The organism is Planctomyces sp. SH-PL14 (assembly GCF_001610835.1).
GTDB lineage: Bacteria > Planctomycetota > Planctomycetia > Planctomycetales > Planctomycetaceae > Planctomyces_A.
Genome location: NZ_CP011270.1, coordinates 5,804,297 through 5,821,366, shown reverse-complemented (window position 1 = coordinate 5,821,366; position 17,070 = coordinate 5,804,297). Strand labels below are relative to the sequence as shown.

15 protein-coding genes are annotated in these 17,070 nt (G+C 66.9%); 10 read left to right on the top strand and 5 right to left on the bottom strand.

Translation table 11 applies throughout. The annotated features are described in order from the left end of the window. Positions 1-109: 109 nt before the first annotated feature. The gene (locus tag VT03_RS22380) at positions 110-1,147 is read left to right on the top strand and encodes a hypothetical protein (RefSeq protein ID WP_075095062.1); all 1,038 of its coding nucleotides are present in this window, start codon (positions 110-112) and stop codon (positions 1,145-1,147) included. 78 nt (positions 1,148-1,225) lie between these two features. On the opposite strand, the gene VT03_RS22375 is transcribed toward VT03_RS22380, so the two are convergent. The 4 genes from VT03_RS22375 to VT03_RS22360 all read right to left on the bottom strand — a co-directional run bounded on the left by VT03_RS22375 (position 1,226) and on the right by VT03_RS22360 (position 4,423). Then, positions 1,226-2,224, bottom strand: a complete 999-nt coding sequence (locus VT03_RS22375; protein WP_075095061.1) for a hypothetical protein — start codon at positions 2,222-2,224, stop codon at positions 1,226-1,228. Between the two features lie 32 nt (positions 2,225-2,256). Then, positions 2,257-2,661, bottom strand: coding sequence for a DUF2251 domain-containing protein (locus VT03_RS22370; protein WP_075095060.1), 405 nt, complete (start codon positions 2,659-2,661; stop codon positions 2,257-2,259). A gap of 3 nt (positions 2,662-2,664) precedes the next feature. Next, positions 2,665-2,955, bottom strand: coding sequence for a hypothetical protein (locus VT03_RS22365; RefSeq protein ID WP_075095059.1), 291 nt, complete (start codon positions 2,953-2,955; stop codon positions 2,665-2,667). 187 nt (positions 2,956-3,142) lie between these two features. Beyond that, the gene (locus VT03_RS22360; RefSeq protein WP_082846434.1) at positions 3,143-4,423 is read right to left on the bottom strand and encodes a DUF1501 domain-containing protein; all 1,281 of its coding nucleotides are present in this window, start codon (positions 4,421-4,423) and stop codon (positions 3,143-3,145) included. A gap of 578 nt (positions 4,424-5,001) precedes the next feature. Between VT03_RS22360 and VT03_RS22350 the strand changes: the two genes are divergently transcribed. Continuing rightward, positions 5,002-5,826 carry a hypothetical protein gene (locus VT03_RS22350; RefSeq protein WP_075095056.1) on the top strand — a complete coding sequence of 275 codons (825 nt, stop codon included), beginning with the start codon at positions 5,002-5,004 and terminating at the stop codon, positions 5,824-5,826. A 22-nt stretch (positions 5,827-5,848) separates the two neighbouring features. Here VT03_RS22350 and VT03_RS22345 read toward each other — a convergent pair whose 3' ends face one another. Continuing rightward, entirely contained in the window at positions 5,849-6,424 is a 576-nt protein-coding gene (locus VT03_RS22345) for a GlcG/HbpS family heme-binding protein (protein ID WP_197489045.1), read from the bottom strand. 580 nt (positions 6,425-7,004) lie between these two features. Between VT03_RS22345 and VT03_RS22340 the strand changes: the two genes are divergently transcribed. The 8 genes from VT03_RS22340 (at position 7,005) to VT03_RS22305 (ending at position 17,015) form a co-directional block, all read left to right on the top strand. Further along, on the top strand, positions 7,005-7,289 hold the full coding sequence (locus VT03_RS22340) for a hypothetical protein (protein ID WP_075095055.1): 285 nt from the start codon (positions 7,005-7,007) through the stop codon (positions 7,287-7,289). Between the two features lie 102 nt (positions 7,290-7,391). After that, a complete protein-coding gene (locus VT03_RS22335; protein ID WP_075095054.1) occupies positions 7,392-7,736 on the top strand; it encodes a hypothetical protein in 345 nt (114 codons plus the stop codon). A gap of 155 nt (positions 7,737-7,891) precedes the next feature. Next, positions 7,892-8,338 carry a GNAT family N-acetyltransferase gene (locus VT03_RS22330; protein ID WP_075095053.1) on the top strand — a complete coding sequence of 149 codons (447 nt, stop codon included), beginning with the start codon at positions 7,892-7,894 and terminating at the stop codon, positions 8,336-8,338. 51 nt (positions 8,339-8,389) lie between these two features. Continuing rightward, positions 8,390-11,641, top strand: a complete 3,252-nt coding sequence (locus VT03_RS22325; RefSeq protein ID WP_075095052.1) for a PSD1 and planctomycete cytochrome C domain-containing protein — start codon at positions 8,390-8,392, stop codon at positions 11,639-11,641. 354 nt (positions 11,642-11,995) lie between these two features. Further along, positions 11,996-13,441, top strand: coding sequence for a DUF1501 domain-containing protein (locus VT03_RS22320; RefSeq protein WP_075095051.1), 1,446 nt, complete (start codon positions 11,996-11,998; stop codon positions 13,439-13,441). Between the two features lie 178 nt (positions 13,442-13,619). Continuing rightward, entirely contained in the window at positions 13,620-14,624 is a 1,005-nt protein-coding gene (locus VT03_RS22315; protein WP_075095050.1) for a hypothetical protein, read from the top strand. Between the two features lie 139 nt (positions 14,625-14,763). Continuing rightward, entirely contained in the window at positions 14,764-16,077 is a 1,314-nt protein-coding gene (locus VT03_RS22310) for a hypothetical protein (RefSeq protein ID WP_075095049.1), read from the top strand. A gap of 545 nt (positions 16,078-16,622) precedes the next feature. Then, positions 16,623-17,015, top strand: coding sequence for a BlaI/MecI/CopY family transcriptional regulator (locus tag VT03_RS22305; RefSeq protein WP_075095048.1), 393 nt, complete (start codon positions 16,623-16,625; stop codon positions 17,013-17,015). Positions 17,016-17,070 lie beyond the last annotated feature (55 nt).

Genomic DNA, 17,070 nt, shown 5'->3' with positions numbered 1-17,070 from the left:
AACGGATCTCCGACTCTGGGGGTTATCAGGATGCCCGCCACTCGGGTGGGTCCCCTTCGTCGCGCTGTGGTGAGTTCGGTCCCCTGCCTCCCCTCAAGACAGTCCTTCCATGACGGACGCCCCAGCCTGGAGAGAAGTCGAGTCGGAGGTTCACTTTCCCGGTCGCTGGACCGTGTCCCTGATTCTGATTGTTCTCTTTGGAATCGCAGCGATCGGCGCGACCGCGCTCGCGCTGGCTCCGGCCCCCAATTTTCCGCCTTGGGCAGCATGGGTCGGGGCCGCCGTCCTGGCGGCTTTTGCCGCTGGTCTGGCTCTGTCGGCCGTTCCGACGCTGATGCGCTCCGTTTCGATCCGTCATGCGGCTCCGGACGTCTTGAGCGGCATCCCTCAGGAGCCTGTCCTGCAGGAGTTTTCGACGGCCCACGGACGGCTCACGCATGAGCTGGTCGAAGGTCCGTCCGCGTGGGAATTCCGTCCCAATCCGAAACTCTGGCGCGGCACCAAGGCCTTTCTCGTCGGCTTCGGCGTTCCCTTCCTGATCGGCTTCACCGGGCTGCTGAGCTGGGTTTTCCATTCGGACGTCATCCGCAACAGCTGGCCGCTCGCCATCGTGGCGGCCACATTCGTCACCGCCCTGTGCGGGGGAACCACCTTCGTGCTCATCGGCCTGATGATTCGGCGAAGCTGGCAGCGCCTGAGCCGTTTGACCATTCCCCGCAGGGGCGACGATCTGGAGCTCGATTCCGCCGAGATCCCCGCTCCTTCCGGCAACCAGGCCCCGAATCTGGCCCTGGCCCTGAAGTGGCTCCTGGGAGAACCCCCGAGAGTCCACACGAGGATCGCCGCGGAACTCGTTCGGGGGGTGCAACTCTGTCCCTGGAAGTTCACGATGGGACGGGCAAATCACCGCTCGACCTACGCGGTCGTGCAGGGACTGCTGGTCCTGCAGCGCTCCCCGGACGGGCCGTGCTGCCGGGTGCCGATCCTGCTGACGGGCGACTATGTCGGAGCGGCCCGATTGATGCAGGCGCTCGGCGACCTGCTGAACGTCCCTTACCTGTTCTCCGCGGACGCGGCAGGCTGGCATGCCGAAGAGCAGCGCGCCCAAACACGCCCCCCGCTGCAGGGCGGAGGCTACGTTTCCTGAGGCCGACTTCCCGAGTCGGGTCGGCCACGCCTCTGGTAGACCCTCCCTCCTGGTCGAGACCACGCTCGTCAGCGTTCGTCACTCGCCGGGCGGATCGCCCAAAGCCCGGTACCGTTCCTTCAGCTGCTCGGGCTTGTTCCCTTCCAGCAGGTAAACCTGATAGTCGTAGCCCATGTCGCGAAACGATGCCGCCGTGATCGGCCCGTCGATCGGCGAGCCCGTTTCCAGGGGCGTCAGGGTCAGCTCGGTGATCTCGGTGTAGCCCGCGATCTTGCCGATCGACACTACGGCCACGACCCGGACGGGAGTCCACTTCCCCGCGTGTCGCTTCGAGTCGATCCGCCTTTCGATCTTGATCTGCTGGTCCCCGGAGCCGGCCGACGCGGAGACGAACACCAGCGGGTGTGGCGCCGCATCCCGCACGTGGAGCTGAGCGAGAGTCCCTTCGGACAAGCCCTTGACCAGCGTCCCCTCCGCCAGCCGCGGGGACGCTTCCACGGACGTTCCCCTGGCCTGCAACAGCCCCGCGACCTGCTTGAACCACAGCGAATCGATCGATTCATAGAACTGCGACGAGATGAATAGTCTGGACGCCGCGCCCTCGGCGGCCCCCGGTTCGTAGACGCGCAGCATCCCGGCGGTTGAGGCGAGCCCGGGACTGAGCTCGAAACCCCGGTCCCCGTCGAGCGCCACGGCGTTCCGGAGCTCGGACGCGCCCTTCTGCGGCGAGACCGTCCTGTAGTTCGCGCGGAACCGCTCGGGGCTGCGCCACAGCGAGCCGATGAGGACGAGCGGGATGTCGTCGGGCGTCTCCGCGCTTTCGAGTGCGGCCGGCCTGGGAGTCTCGATCCGGAAGCCGCGGATGCGGCCCTGAACGCGCAGGGCCGCCGCTTCAAGTTCCTTGTGTCCCCCCTGAATGGCCTCCGCGGTCGGGGGCTCGGCAACGGCACGGCCTGCTGTCGAGCCTCCAAGCCCCGCCAGGAGCAGGACTGCGAGAGAGCCCCGGGCCTGGCGGAATCGCGAGGTCACGATCGAATCGACGAGCAGACGAAAGAGGCGTGAGTGAGAGGTGGCCATCCCGCCAAGGTAGCATCCGCGTACCCAGGCGGTCACCGGAACAGTTCCTGCACGCCGTCATCCCACTCATGGCCGTGCTTCGTCCAGCCGTTGGGAGCCGGCGGCGGGAAGCCGCCGCGGCAGTACCCGCGCTGTGCCGCAAAGTCGAAAACGGCGTGCGGGTATCCGTTGATGAGGAGGGCCGCCTTGCGGTCATCCGCCGACCAGACGATCTGCACCGTGGACGGCAGATGGCGGTCGGTCACGCCGGCGACGTTGTAGATGTGCAGCGCGTCGACGATCGGGTTCCCCTCGCGCGACGTATCGAGGGCATAGAAGTACCCCGTGTCGCCGTCGTCCTCAAAGACCACGGCGAAGGGGGGCGTCGGCGACGCCCCTTCCAGGACGATCGGTTCGCCGACGCGAATTTCCTGCTCCGCTACGAGTCTGGCGGCCATGGATCACGGATCTTCCTGAGTCGCGGCGGCCGGCGTCGTTTCCGGGTCCTCATCCGGCTTCTTCGAGATCAGCTTCGATCCGCCGTAGATCATCAGCAGGCCCCCCAGGCCGCCGAAGACCGCCGCGGTGCCGGTCTTGCCGAGCGTCTTGTACGCCAGAATGATCACCGCCGGCATCCGGACGTTCCCGCCATCGTTCTCCAGCTTCGTAAAGATGACGTAACTGCCGACCGCCAGGGCCAGACAGACGCATCCCCAGAAGATGTCGACCCAGCCGCTGTCCTTCTTTTCCATACGTCACCCGTGCATCCCGGTCCTGTTCTGAAAAAGCAGTGACAGCGGGAACGCTCCGCTGCCTCAATGACCCTGAAACCCTGGTGGATCAAACCACCGCCGCGCCGCGGAGTCAATGATCGCCCGGAACGGGCGGTCTCCTGAGGCGGCCGAAGCGCTTGAGCGGGGGACGATTGCCAAAGCCGACTCAGTTTAAACAGGGAGCGAGCGGCCGACCGGTCGACGCGAGGTGTGTCTGACGACGGGACGTCGGCAGCGGGACATCCGGAGCCACGCCGAGCATGTGCAGCATCGAAGCGGTCAGGTCCGCCGGGCTGACTGGATCGTCGACGACCATCTCCCCCAGGCGGTCCGTCTTTCCGTAGACGCTTCCCATCGGCAGCCCGGCCCCCGCCGCCAGAACGGTGAAGGCGTGCGGCCAGTGATCCCGGCTGGCCCACGGCCGGCTGATCCGCGGCGTCCGTCCGAAGTCGCCGATCCAGAAGACGAGCGTGTCGTCCAGCAGGCCGCGCACGGAGAGGTCTTCGAGGAGCGCGGAGAGTGCCTGGTCCGCCCGGGGCAGCAGACTGTCGCGGACGAGTGGAAAGTGGTTGCGGTGCGTGTCCCAGGGGTTGTTCGCCGGCCGCAAGCCGCGGCCATCGGCCCAGTCCTGGTCTTCGTTGCCCCAGTAGACGGAGATGAACCGGGCCCCTGCTTCCACGAGCCGCCGCGCGAGCAGGACCGAGGCCCCATGCCGATGCCGCCCGTAGCGGTCCCGCGTCGCCGCCGATTCCCGATCGAGCTGGAACGCCGCCGAGATCGCCGTCCGGTCGAGGATCGACATGGCCTGCCGCTGGAATCCCTCGAACCGGACGGCCGGCTCCGCTTCGACGGCGTCGGCCAGGGCCGCGGGATCGAGGAGCGCATGCCGCAGCCGCCAGCGGCGTTCATCGAGTTCCGCCATCCGCTCGAACGGCGGGGGAGTCACCAGCCCCTCCCGCGAGACCGGAACTGGAAACGGGTCCCATGAGACCCCCAGGACGCCGGCCGACTGTCCGGGCAGCACCCGGCCCTCCATCGTCATCCGGCCGGGGATCTCGAGGAACGGCGGGATCTCCAGCAACGATGGCGCGGCCCGCGCGAACGCGCTCCCGATGTGCGGGAGGTCGGTCTCTTCCACCTTCAGTCCGCCGGCGGAGCTGACGTGCTTGTAGCCGGTGAGCATCTGATAGACCGCGGGGTCATGCACCATCTCCTCGTGCCGGACGGAGCGGATCTGCCAGACGCGGTGCATCTGTTGTGCGAGCAGGGGCAGGTGTTCGCAGACGCGGGTGCCGGGGACCGAGGTCTCGATGGAGCCGAACGGCCCGCGGATCTCGTCGGGCGCGTCGGGCTTCATGTCGAAGGTATCGACGTGACTCACCCCGCCATCCATGAAGAGGACCAGGCACGCCCTGGCTCTGGCGTGGCCGGTTGCGGCCGGGGCCATGGATGAGAATGCCAGCGGGATGCAGGAGCCGAGCCCGTATCCGATTGCCTTTCGCCTTGTGAACGACGTGGACAAGCGCGGCCTCCGTGTTCGGCGTTTTCGGGATCTTACACATCGGCACAGACTGATGCGACAGTCGTAAGGCGAAGGACGGAAGATGCTTGTCCGCTGGGTCGCACCATGTCCTTGCCGGCACGACACCCATAGCTCAAACCCAACGTGCGACGGCAGCCTGGGGTCAAGGGGGTCTCACCCCCTTGCCGCCGGAGGCACTTCCATCGCGGAACCGTGGGACACAACGGACGTCCCCTTTGTGGTACCGGCGTTGAGGACTCACCGCTCGCCCTGGAATCCCAGTGGGTCGGTGAGGGGGCATACGCCACGTCATCCGCGCTTGGACACGCCCTCCTTCAGACATCTCCCGACGAGAGGGCCTCCGGCGGGCAAAGGGGCGTTGCCCCTCTGCACTCCCCACCAGGGGGACCCTGGACCCGGCTCTTTGGACCCCTCCACTTGCGACGCCAACTCAGGTTCGAATACTCTCCTCCTATAGACAACTTGTCTCTGCTGGAGTGGCCATGAAATCTCTCGCCTCGCTCTGCACCCTCGCTGCGCTCCTGCTCGCACAGCCCGCTCCAACCCCCTCCACCGATGCCGAACGCGCCGACCGCCTCCGCCGCATGCGCGAACTCGCCTCCAGCTTCCGCCTCCTCTCCGACCCCGCTAAACCCGACTCCGCCGTCCCGCTCATCGAAACCCCCATCCTCCGCTACAACGACGAAACGCGCGAGTCCCACGACTCCTCCCTCTGGATCTGGTCCAACGGCGGCCGACCCACCGCCCTCCTCGCCATCGAGCTCTACCCGGAAAAACCCCGCGGCCCCCGCTGGCTCTTTGAAATCGCCTCCCTCTCCACGGAGCGGATCGCCGCCCGCCACGCCACCGACCTCGACTGGACCGCCCGTGCAGGCGGCCTCGCGTTCCACCCGCTCGAAGACGCCCCCGCCCCCGCCGAGAAACCGGTGCGGCGGATGACACAGTTCAAGGAACTCCACCGCCGCTTCACCGCCCACGAGAAGGCGGTCACCGAAGGCCGGATCGAACTCCGCCCCCTCGCCAGCCCCCTCGTCCGCTACACCGACCCCGCCGCGGGAGTCCTCGACGGCGCGATCCTCGCCTTCGCCAACGGCACCAATCCCGAAGTCCTCCTGATCCTCGAAGCCCGGACCGGCGACAAATCCCCCGCGGGCTGGCACTACGCCCTCGTCCAGATGAGCGGCGCGGAAGTGATCGCGGAGCTCGACGGAAAGTCCGTCTGGACCCAAACGGAAGCCGACCCGCCCGCGGTCCGCGACGGCTACGTCAACGGCTGGATGAGTGCCGCCGTCCCCACGGCCAACTGACGGCGCCTCCCGTCACGCCTCCTCAGTCGCGGGAAGCGGCCGTCTTCTGCAGTTCCGCCGCAAAGGCCTCGATCCCGGCGCGGGCTACCTCGGCATCCTGCTCGCCCGATCCGCCCCCCACGCCGACCGCGCCGATCACCTCGCCATCCACAACGATCGGCACGCCCCCCTTGAGAGTGGTGAGCTTTCCCCCGCTCGCGGCCGCGGCGTTCTGCAGGCTGATGTTGAGAAGAACGTCCGGCTCTCCGTTGGCGGGAAGCGGCCCGGTCGGCTGGCGGAACGTGGCGGCGGTCACGGCCTTGGTCATGGCGGTGGAACCGCTCGCCGGTCGAGCCTTGTCCATGCGGACGAAGGCGACGAGATGCCCGCCGTCATCAACAACCGCGATGTTGACCGCCAGCCCCATGGCGGCCGCCTTCTTCCGAGCCGCGGCCACGACCACTTCCGCCCCGGCAAGCTGAAGCCGCACGCGGTTCCGCACAATGAGCTCCGTCCCGCTACCGGCTGGCGCCGCGTCCGGATCGGCGGCGGTCCCGACTGGGCAATCGAATACGAAGAAGGACAGCACGGCCAGGAGTGCGAGGCGAGCGCGAGGCATGAGGGACTCCATAGTGAAGTGGGCGATGTCGTGACGCAGTCTACCGGACCCTCACGTCGACCGGACGCAACAGTCAGAAGTGCCAACCGACCAGCCTGAACGAGCAGCTACCACCATGACCGTCCAGCGACCAACCCTCTCCCTGAACCGTTCATGAACCGAGATCAGACGCTCTTGGCGATGCAGCAAGACGCTGCGGTCCGAATGCCGACGGGAGTCGTCACCACCGTCACGATCGTCACAGACTGCCCGAGCAAATTTCTCGACCCCACCGAACGGATCGGCGCCGCGCGAGGGGGCCGTCTATCGGCAAGAAGAGTGCAGGACGACGCCATCCCCCGGAGCCAGCGCCCAGCGAGATCGCGCCCTTAAGGAACTCAGGACCATGTCGGTCTATCGAGGCGATCCGAGCCAGCTTGGCCGTCCCCATGTCGGCGGTGCAGCCACCCGACACTCCTCGTGTCGGTCGGCCCGCAACGCCCAACGTCGGGACTCTGCTGGAGAGTCCGGTCGAGTCGCCGGTCATCAGGTCGATGGCCGAGGAAGAGCAGGAGGCAGCTTCCCCCCGCTGAGGTGGGGCATGAAAGGACGTCACGTGGTCAACGCGTTCTGGATGATTCGGGCCGGTCTCTGTTTTGTCTCCTGCCTGGCCCTCGGGATCTCGGCCTCCTCGTCGTTCGTGGCGGGCCTGCACGGCTCGCTCCTGGCGGCCGCCTGCGGTGTCGCGCTCGTTGGAGCGTGCCAGGTCTATCGCCGCGAAGTCCGGCGCCGCGTCCTCTCGGACCGTCTGAGCCGGACGGTCCTTCGCAACGCGCAGCGCGCGGCGGTCCGACGCTCGCCCCACCGCTGGCTGGCGACGGCCTGACCAGGCAACTTCTGTCCGGTTCCCGATCGGGCGGCCCGCGGCATCCACCGCGCGCCCCCCGCCCGGCGACCGCCTGCAGCCAGCGGACAAGGATCAATGACTATGCGGATGTGGACCCTGGATGAACTCGATCACGCGGAAGAGACCTCGCCGCTGATCTCCCGGTTCACGATCGCGATCCTCTCGAGCCTGCTGACCGGGATGACGCTGGGCTACACCCTCTCCGACGAAGTCCGGCTGCTGACCGGGATCGCGGCGATGCTCGGGCTCGTGTTCTACGTTCACCGGTCGCTGGTCGTCCGGGATCGGCTGCGTGAACGGTCGCAGCTCAGCCGGGGCCACGCGGAACGACGCCTGGAGAAGTTGAGCGCGGTGCACGACATCCAGGACATCCCGGACGTCCCCATCGGCAGCACCAGATCCCGGGCGACTCCGCTGCCGCATTGAAGGCCCGTCGGCGACGACCCGCCCGTTCTCCTCCGGTAACACCGCGGCCCGATATCGAACCGGGCCCGGCATCGGCGCGAAACCTCGGCTGACGTTTCGCAAAGTCTCGACGCACGCGGCAGAATGGGACACCCCTCCCTTCAGGAACCGCGCCGATGGAGATCCGCGAGATCGAGCCCCGTGAGCTCGACGCGCTGCTGGCCCTGTATCGCCACCTCAACCCGGACGACGTCCCGCTCCCCCCGCGTCCCGAGGTCGAAGCCACCTGGCGCGCAGCCCTGGCCCAGCCCGGCTGCCGCTACTTCGGCGGCTATGACGACGGCACGCTGATCACGACCTGCGCCCTGATGATCATCCCCAACCTGACCCGCGGCTGCCGCCCCTACGCGCTGATCGAGAACGTCGTCACGCACCCCGACTGGCAGAACCGCGGCCACGGCAAACAGATCCTGGCCCACGCCCTCCGCTACGCCTGGTCGCAGCGGTGCTACAAGGTCATGCTCCTGACCAGCCGCAAAGAGGAGTCGGTCCTCCGCTTCTACGAATCGGCCGGCTTCGACCGCCACGGCAAACAAGCCTTCATCGCCCGCGCTCCGGTCTGAACCGATCGCACCAGAAGTTTTTGATGGATGGTATTGCCCCTCCCGGAGTCCATGGCGACAATCGAAACCCGGCACGGATTCACCTCCCTGCCCCCCACCGGCCTCACCGCCAACCTCCCCGCCCGCCTCACCCCCATTCGAGCATTCCTGATGCGTTGGATGGCCTCGTCGCCGCTGATTCTCCTCGCCCCGCTCGCGGCCGCACTGCTTGCTGCCGTCCCGACGCGCGTGACCGCTGAGGAGAGGCCCCTCTCGTTCGAACGCGACGTCCGGCCGATCTTCCGGGAGTTCTGTTTCGACTGTCACGGCGCCGGCCCCAAGCCGGACGGCGGCCTCGACCTCCGCCTCGTCCGCTTCCTCCAGAAGGGGGGCGACTCCGGTCCCGCGCTGGTCCCCGGCGATGTCGACGGCAGCTACCTCCTCGACCGCGTCAAGAGCGGCGAGATGCCCCCCGGCGAAGCCCACCTCCCGCCGGCCCAGCTCGCGATCCTGGAGAAGTGGGTCGCCGCCGGCGCCCCGACGCTGCGGCCCGAACCCGAGACGATCGGCCCCGGGATCCCGATCAGCGTCGAAGACCGCAGCTACTGGGCCTACCAGCCGATCCAGCGGCCGGAGATCCCCGCGTTCCCCGAAGCCGAGCGGGTCCGCAACCCCATCGACGCCCTCGTCCGTCAGGCGATGCCGGCAGGACTGACGTTCTCGCCCGACGCCGACCGGACCACTCTGATCAAGCGGGTGTACTTCGACCTGCTGGGTCTGCCGCCGACCGCCGATGAACTGATCCGCTGGCAGACCGCCGCCGGATCGAACTGGTATGAAGAACTGATCGACACCCTGCTGCAGTCCCCCCACTACGGCGAGCGGTGGGGGCGGCACTGGCTCGACGTCGCGGGCTACGCCGACTCCGAGGGGTACACGATCGCCGATGCCGAGCGGGCCTCCGCCTGGAAGTTCCGCGACTATGTCATCCGCTCGCTCAACGCCGACAAGCCGTTCGACCGCTTCATCACCGAGCAGCTCGCCGGGGACGAACTCGCGGGGCCCAAGACCGGCGACTGGACCCCGCAGCAGATCGAGCTCCTGACCGCCACCGGCTTCCTCCGCATGGCGGCCGACGGCACGGGGAGCGGCGACAACAGCCCCGAAGCCCGCAACAAGGTCATGGCCGACACGCTCAAGATCGTCGGCAGTTCGCTCCTGGGGTCGAGCCTCGCCTGTGCCCAGTGTCACGACCATCGCTACGACCCGATCTCGCACACCGATTACTTCGCCGTCCGGGCGGTGTTCGAGCCGGCCCTCGACTGGCAGCAGTGGCGGGTCCCCGGAGAGCGCGAGGTTTCGCTCTACACCGAAGCGGACCGCGCGAAAGCGGCCGCGGTCGAAGCCGAAGTCCAGAAGATCGCCGCCGAGAAGAATACCAAGCAGACGGAGTACATGGCCCAGGCTCTCGAGAAGGAGCTCATGAAGTACGAGGAGCCGCTGCGGGGCCAGCTCAAGGCGGCGTATCAGGCGGCCGAGAAAGACCGCACGCCGGAGCAGAAGGAGCTCCTCGCCAAGAACCCCAGCGTCAATATCTCGCCGGGGGTGCTTTATCAGTATCTGCCGGACGCCGCCGAAGACCTCAAGAAGTTCGACGCCCGCATCGAAGAGACCCGCAAGGGAAAACCGGTCGAAGAGTTCGTCCGGGCCCTCGTCGAGCCGGCTGGCCACAACCCGACGACGAAACTGTTCCACCGCGGCGACTTCCAGCAGCCGCGGGAAGAGGTCGCCCCGGCCGGCCTGACGGTCCTGGCCCCCGAAGGATCGCGGTTCGAAATCCCGGCCAAGAGCGAACAACTCCCGACAACCGGCCGCCGCCTCGCCTTCGCCCGCTGGCTGACCGGCGGACAGAACCCGATCGTCCCCCGCGTCCTCGTGAACCGGATCTGGATGCACCATTTCGGCCAGGGGATCGTCTCCACGCCGGGCGAGTTCGGAAAGCTCGGCTCCGAGCCGACGCACCCGCAGCTCCTCGACTGGCTCGCCTCGGAGTTCATGGCGAGCGGCTGGAGCCTCAAGGCCCTGCACCGGACGATCCTCCTCTCCACGACGTGGCGGCAGTCCTCCGTCCGCGAACCGCAGCGGACCGCGATCGATCCCGACAACCGCTACTACGGCCGTAAGCCCCTCCAGCGGCTCGACGCCGAGATCATCCGCGACCGGATGCTGACCGCCTCCGGCGGCCTCGCCCGCGACCTCTTCGGACCACCGGTCGCGATCAAGGAGGACGAGACGGGACAGGTGACCGTCGACGGCTCGCAGACCCGGCGAAGCCTCTACATCCGGGTCCGCCGGACGCAGCCGGTCGCCATGCTCCAGACCTTCGACGCTCCGGTGATGGAGATCAACTGCGAAGCCCGCCCGGTCTCGACCGTTGCCACGCAGTCGCTGATGCTCCTCAACGGCGAGTTCACGCTGGAGCAGGCGGGCCGCGTCGCCGACCGCGCCAGCGCCGAAGCGGCCACCGCCCCGCCGCTCCCCCCCGAGATCGTTTCCGCTCTGCCCGCCCTCCCGCCGACACCGCCCCCGACCTGGACCTACGGCCACGGCGTCTTCGACGAAGCGGCCCAGCGGACCGCCCGGTTCGCGCTGCTCGCGCACTGGACCGGCAGCCAGTGGCAGGGTGGTGAGAAACTTCCCGACCCCACGATCGGCTGGCCCCTGCTTCACCCGAGCGGCGGCCATCCCGGCAACACGGAGTTCGCGGCCATCCGCCGCTGGACCGCCCCCGCCAACGGCACGCTCACGATCAGCGGCACCCTCAGCCACGGCAGCCCGAGTGGCGACGGCGTCCGGGGCCGGATCGTCTCCTCCTCGCGGGGCCTCCTCGCGACCGGGACCGCGGCCAACGGCAAAGCGGAGATCCACGCCGCCGACGTCAGTGTCCAGGAAGGGGAGACGATCGACTTCATCGCCGACTGCATCACGAACGAGAACTCCGACTCCTTCGGCTGGCCGGTTAAGGTGACGCTCGCCGCAGCCGACGGCACCCGTCGCGAATACGACTCGGTCGGTCAGTTTCACGGCCCGCTCGCCACGGAATCGCTGACGCCGCAGGAGATCCACCGCGCCTGGCAGCTCATCCTCTGCCGCGCCCCGCAGCCGGAAGAATTTACCCTGGCCATGACCTTCGCGGGCCAGCAGCTCCGCGAGATCCACCGCGACCCCCGCGCCGCCGCGGCCGGCCGCTCCGCCGGCCGTCAGGTCCTGGTGAACCTGTGCCAGATGCTGATGAACTCGAACGAGTTCCTGTATATCGATTGAAGAAGTTGTCAGTCGTCAGTTTTCCGTTGTCAGTTCCGCCGTTTCACGTTCGTGGTCCGTGAGGCGTCTACCCCGAAGGGGTTGCGTCCAATAGCCCAGGGTTGCCCGCCACGCGGGCTACCCTGGGAATGGAATCCAAAGGAGAGAGACTACCCCAACGGGGTTGCGCCAAAACGGCTCGTTGACGGAACCCCGTTGGGGTTCTTGAGAATGAAGCACGAAGACCCAGGGTAGTCCGCTTCGCGGCCAACCCTGGGCTATCAGGCACAACTCCTTCGGAGTAGAGAAGACCTTTCGGACCGACTGGAAACGCCCGACGTTTCCACACCGACCGCACCCTGGGTGATTTCGACAATGAGCTCCTCCCTCCCACTCTCCCGTCGCAGCTTCCTGGCCCAGAGCGGCATGGGGGTCGGTTCCGTCGCGCTGGCGTGGATGCTCCAGCAGGAGCGGGCCTACGCCAAGCCGAAGTCCGTCACCGCCAAGCCGCACAACGACCTGCTGCCGCGGGAGACGCACTTCCCCGGCCAGGCCCGGGCGATGATCTCGCTGTTCCAGCACGGCGGTCCGTCGCACATGGACCTCACCGATCCCAAGCCGGAGCTCCAGCGGCTGAGCGGGACCGACTACCCGGGCGAGGTCCAGTTCAGCTTCGTCAACGACGCCAGCAAGAAGCTCCTCGGCAGCCCGTGGACTTTCCGGAAGCACGGCGAGTGCGGGACCGAGCTCTCGGAGCTGCTGCCGCATACATCGGAGATCGTGGACGATATCTGCCTGATCCGCAGCATGCACACCGGGGCCAACGGCCACGAGGTCTCGATCCGCTACTTCCACGGCGGCATCCCCGGCGTCCTGGGCCGGCCGACGCTCGGGTCGTGGCTGGTCTACGGACTCGGCTCGGAGTCGCAGAACCTCCCGGCCTATATGGTCCTCTCCGATCCGGGGGGGCTGCCGGTCGACGGCGTGACGAACTGGGCCAACGGCTTCATGCCGGCGATGTTTCAGGGGACGGTCCTCCGCCCGCGCGAGCCGCGGATCCTGAATCTCCAGCCCCCCGCGCACCTCGCCGGCTCGCTCCAGCGGCAGAACCTCGACCTGCTCCAGTCGCTCAACGCGAAACACCTCGACGCGCACCCGGGCGAAGCGGAGCTCGAAGCCCGGATCGCCAGTTACGAGCTCGCCGCGCGAATGCAGACCGCGGCGACCGAGGCCCTCGATCTCTCTCAAGAAACCGAAGCCACACAAAAGCTCTACGGACTCGACCGGGACGAGACGCGGGAATACGGAACGCGGTGTCTGATCGCGCGGCGGCTGGTCGAGCGCGGTGTGCGGTTCGTGCAGCTCTTCCACGCGGGCCAGCCGTGGGACAATCACAGCGAGATCAAAACCGGCCTCCCGTCGATCTGCCGCAAGACCGACCAGCCCGCGGCGGCGCTGGTCAAGGACCTCAAGCAGCGGGGTCTTCTCGAAAGCACGATCGTCCACTGGGGGGGCGAGATCGGCCGGTTGCCGGTGACGCAGAGCGCGGGGGGTCCGGAGAAGGCGGGTCGGGATCACAACGGCCAGGGGTTCAGCATCTGGCTGGCGGGAGGCGGGATCAAGGGGGGAATGGCGTACGGCAAGACGGACGAGTTCGGCCACCGCGCCGTCGAGAACGTGGTGACGCCGAACGATTTTCAAGCGACGCTCCTGCACCAGTTCGGGCTGCGGTATGAGGAGCTGACGTACCCGCACAATGGGCAGGAGCAGATCATCACGAACAAGCGTCCGGCGCGTGTCGTCACGGACGTGCTGGCGTAGGGAAGCGGCGGTCGTCCTTGTCTTTGGCTCGAACACCGTCCTTGCCGGCACGACTCTGTTCGCTCCAACCCGACGTGCCACGGCCACCGGGGTCCAGGGGGTCACCCCTGGCGGGTGCAGGGCGGAGCCTTGCCCGCCGGAGGCACGTTCGTGAAGAACGGTCCAAGCCAGGTGCCACATGCAGACCAGAAGGGTTGTCGTGAAGTACGGCCTCGCGATCGCGGTCCCCGCCGCTGTCGTTCTCTCCTGCCTCGCGTTTCTGCATTCCCCCGCAGCCCGTGGCGAAGAGGCTGTCGCCAAACGCTTCGCCGGGCTGACGAACGAGTCGATCGACTGGGAGTTGTCTCCCTGGGGGAGTCTGGCCCCGTCCCTCTCTCCGGAGTTCCGCGCTGCCCTCCCGAAGCGGCTGTCCCAGCGAGATGTCGCCGAAGCCCGGGAGCTGCTTCTCGATCCGGAGCGGTTCATCGCCGGCCATCTGATCCTCACGCTTCCGCTGATTGAGGTCTACGGAGGCTGCTCCTGGACGGAGGACGACGGAACCCACATGGAGCTCGCCGGTCTGGAGGTGATCGTCGACCACCGACTCGGCGGCGGCGTCCTGGAAAAGCGAGTCTCGATTCCGAAGGAGAGGGAGCAGCAGCGGCACCTCATTGAGCAGTGGGCCCGGCAAGCGGAGTCGTGGACCTCGCCGGGAGCGCCGGAGACCATCTTGCCGTGGATGGACGCTCGACGGCGTCGGAATGAGCTGACGGAGATCTATGGACTGGATGATGATCAGCGAGACTTCGAGGAGGTCAGCGCGGCCATCCGGAGTTCGGAAACCGAATGGCAGGCGACATGCTTTGTCGGATGGCGACCGGTGGACTCTCCGGAAGTCATGAAAGTCGCCCTCCGCCCGGACGCCGCCGGAATCACGCGTCTGTCCCGGCTCTTCAAGAACGACGAATGTCTGTTGAAACTGCACCTCGCCCTCTCCCGAATTTACGCCCTCAGCAGCGTGCACTGGTTCTTTCGAGGCACCAGCGAATTCGTGGTGATCAACGGGCTGACGGTCAGGTTCGATCGGCCGGACAAGGAGTCTCCTCCCGTGGTCACGTTTCCCCGCCGCGAAGACGAGCTCCCGCGTTTGCGGATGCAGTGGAAGCATTTCCTGCGGCATTCGGTAAGCGAGGCCGCGGAGTAGACGGACCTACGGTGCCGCCTCCAGTCACAGGTGCGGCCCTCTGCCCGCCGGAAGCCTCTTCTTCGTCGAACCAGTTGCCACGGCCGGTGTCCGAGAGCGGTCAGGCGGCCCAGGATCAGCGATTCGTCAGGAAACGAGTTTGAAATTCACCGACTTCTCCCCCCCGGCGGCCCCCACGCACGAAGAGCAGCGGGACGCCTTGCAGAAGGGGTTGGGGCGGGCCGTGCAGTGGGCCCGGGCGGGCGTGCTCGATGGCGGCCTTCTGCGGGAGGCGTGCCTTGATGACCTGCGGTATGACAAACAGTGCGAAGACACACGTGGGGAATGGCTCTGGAAACTGATCGTCCTGTCCGACCGAAAGGACGAACTGCGTGATCCGGTCCTCTCCGCTTTGCGAACAGTCTCCGAGGCGGCCAACGCCTACCAGTTCGCCGACCTGGGATATCACTTCGCGAAAAACGGCGACGGGGCGTTTCGCACAGCCCTTCACGAGTTCGTCCAGAAGCGGCCGGTGCCGGAGCACCCCAACATCGGTGAAGGGGTGCTATTGGCTCTGGATGGTCTCGATGCGTTCCGCTTCCTCAGCAAGGTCCACGGCCAGCGTCTGGAAGGGGGCGAGTGGGAGTGGAACGACGACGCGATGGTCGATCGAGCCATCGACCACTGTGGTGAGATCCCTGTTCGGGAGATCCTGGCAGATCCCGCCGACCCGGACCTCGCCCGCTTCGCAGCGGAGTGGCAGAAGCACCGCCGGACCCCCGTCGATCCGGATGAGCGGCAGAAATCGTACCTCCAAGAAATGCGAGCGATTTCCGCCGCGGATCTCATCCAGAAGGCCGTCGCCGACTCGAGCTTTCGAAGGTATCGGGGATGGGGAGCGGACGCTCCAGAGACCGAACTGACGGCAGTGCTGGACCGGATCTGGAAAGAACAGGATCCGGAAGTTCTGGCGCGGCTGCTGACCGTTTTCTCGAATCGACCGCTTCCCCAGTTTGACGCGCGTCTCATTGATCTCTGCCGCCACCCGAATGAGGAAGTGACTCGTCGGGCATTGAGTGCTCTCAAGCAGAACGCCCACCCGCTCGTTCGAGACTTCGCCCTCAATGCGCTGCGAGAAGGGACTCTCAGTCCGCTGGACGTCGACCTGTTCATCAAGAACTTCGAACCCGGAGACGAGCAGCGATTGCTCGACGAGTTGGAGGTTTCGGACGACCCATGGGATCGGCACTGCGCGCTACTCGACATCGTCCACGTTCTGGAAGAGAACGAGACCGCCGACTGTCTCAGGCTGGGCCTGATCGCCTACTTCCAGACTCCCTGCTCAAAATGCCGCTACTGGGCCGCGCGATTGCTGGCAGACAGTCAGCAAGCCCCCGATTGGCTCATCGAGGAGTGCCGCGAGGACGCGAATGAGGAGTGCTGGACGGTGGACGCGCCTCAAGAGGATGAGTGAACCGCCGAGTACGACAACATGCTGATCGAGCTGTGTGATGACATCGGCAGTCACCCGCGAGAGGCGACGCGAAGTGAACGACTCCTTCAAATCGCTCTGTGTCCCGTCAGGGACGGCAGGGAATAGACCTCCGTTTCAACGGGGGGAACCCCGGCCTCCGTTCGAACGAGTCCCGTCCGGGAGGGAAGAAGCGAATGGGGTGACACTCTTCGCCTGGTCCGGCGTGGCCAATACATGACTGGCAGGGAACCACGGCACTGCTCACGCCGGGTTCGCACACCGACTCCCTCCCAGGGTTCTCGACGGGCCCGGCACCCGGCGGGCAAGGGGGCTGCCCCACTGCACTCCCACCAGGGCCCCTGCCCTGGACCCCGTGCTCTGAATGCTCCTTCGACCGACTCCCTGCCCGACAATCGAATTCTTTAGAATGTCGTTGACAGATTCGCTCGCCGGGGGCTATTTTCTAATTCGTTAAACGAACGCTCCGCCGCCGGACGATCTGTCCCTTCGCGGCTCCGGCCTTCTCCTGCCGTTCGGACCACACCATGCCCCGGCCCCCCTCCGAGCATCCGACCGACCTTGAGCTCACGATCCTCAAGGTGCTCTGGACCAGTTCCCCCCGGACCGTGGAAGAGGTCCGCGACGCCCTCGCGGAATCGGGCCGGGAACTCGCCCATAGCTCCGTCATCACCATGATGAACATCATGGTCCGCAAGGGATACCTCGACCGCACCAAGAACGGCCGGGCCTTCGAATTCCGCCCCCTGATCGCTGAAGACGAAGTCGGCCGCGGCATGGTCTCCGACCTCGTCCACCGCGTCTTCGACGGCTCGGCCACCACGCTCATGCTCCGCCTCCTCGAAGCGGGCGACGTCGACCCCGACGAGCTCGCCGAGATCCGCCGACTGATCCAGAAAGCGACGAAGAAGACCGAGTAACCCGCGCCGCAATCCGGCCAAGTATCGACACGACGTCCTCGGGCCGCCCAACCCG

Bases quoted from the DNA above. Each gene is read 5' to 3' on its own strand.
- VT03_RS22320 (WP_075095051.1), top strand. From the start codon at position 11,996: ATGAGCTCCTCCCTCCCACTCTCCCGTCGCAGCTTCCTGGCCCAGAGC.
- VT03_RS22335 (WP_075095054.1), top strand. From the start codon at position 7,392: ATGCGGATGTGGACCCTGGATGAACTCGATCACGCGGAAGAGACCTCG.
- VT03_RS22380 (WP_075095062.1), top strand. From the start codon at position 110: ATGACGGACGCCCCAGCCTGGAGAGAAGTCGAGTCGGAGGTTCACTTT.
- VT03_RS22370 (WP_075095060.1), bottom strand. From the start codon at position 2,661: ATGGCCGCCAGACTCGTAGCGGAGCAGGAAATTCGCGTCGGCGAACCG.
- VT03_RS22350 (WP_075095056.1), top strand. From the start codon at position 5,002: ATGAAATCTCTCGCCTCGCTCTGCACCCTCGCTGCGCTCCTGCTCGCA.
- VT03_RS22345 (WP_197489045.1), bottom strand. From the start codon at position 6,424: ATGCCTCGCGCTCGCCTCGCACTCCTGGCCGTGCTGTCCTTCTTCGTA.
- VT03_RS22340 (WP_075095055.1), top strand. From the start codon at position 7,005: ATGAAAGGACGTCACGTGGTCAACGCGTTCTGGATGATTCGGGCCGGT.
- VT03_RS22305 (WP_075095048.1), top strand. From the start codon at position 16,623: ATGCCCCGGCCCCCCTCCGAGCATCCGACCGACCTTGAGCTCACGATC.
- VT03_RS22330 (WP_075095053.1), top strand. From the start codon at position 7,892: ATGGAGATCCGCGAGATCGAGCCCCGTGAGCTCGACGCGCTGCTGGCC.
- VT03_RS22365 (WP_075095059.1), bottom strand. From the start codon at position 2,955: ATGGAAAAGAAGGACAGCGGCTGGGTCGACATCTTCTGGGGATGCGTC.
- VT03_RS22325 (WP_075095052.1), top strand. From the start codon at position 8,390: ATGGCGACAATCGAAACCCGGCACGGATTCACCTCCCTGCCCCCCACC.
- VT03_RS22315 (WP_075095050.1), top strand. From the start codon at position 13,620: ATGCAGACCAGAAGGGTTGTCGTGAAGTACGGCCTCGCGATCGCGGTC.
- VT03_RS22375 (WP_075095061.1), bottom strand. From the start codon at position 2,224: ATGGCCACCTCTCACTCACGCCTCTTTCGTCTGCTCGTCGATTCGATC.
- VT03_RS22360 (WP_082846434.1), bottom strand. From the start codon at position 4,423: ATGGCCCCGGCCGCAACCGGCCACGCCAGAGCCAGGGCGTGCCTGGTC.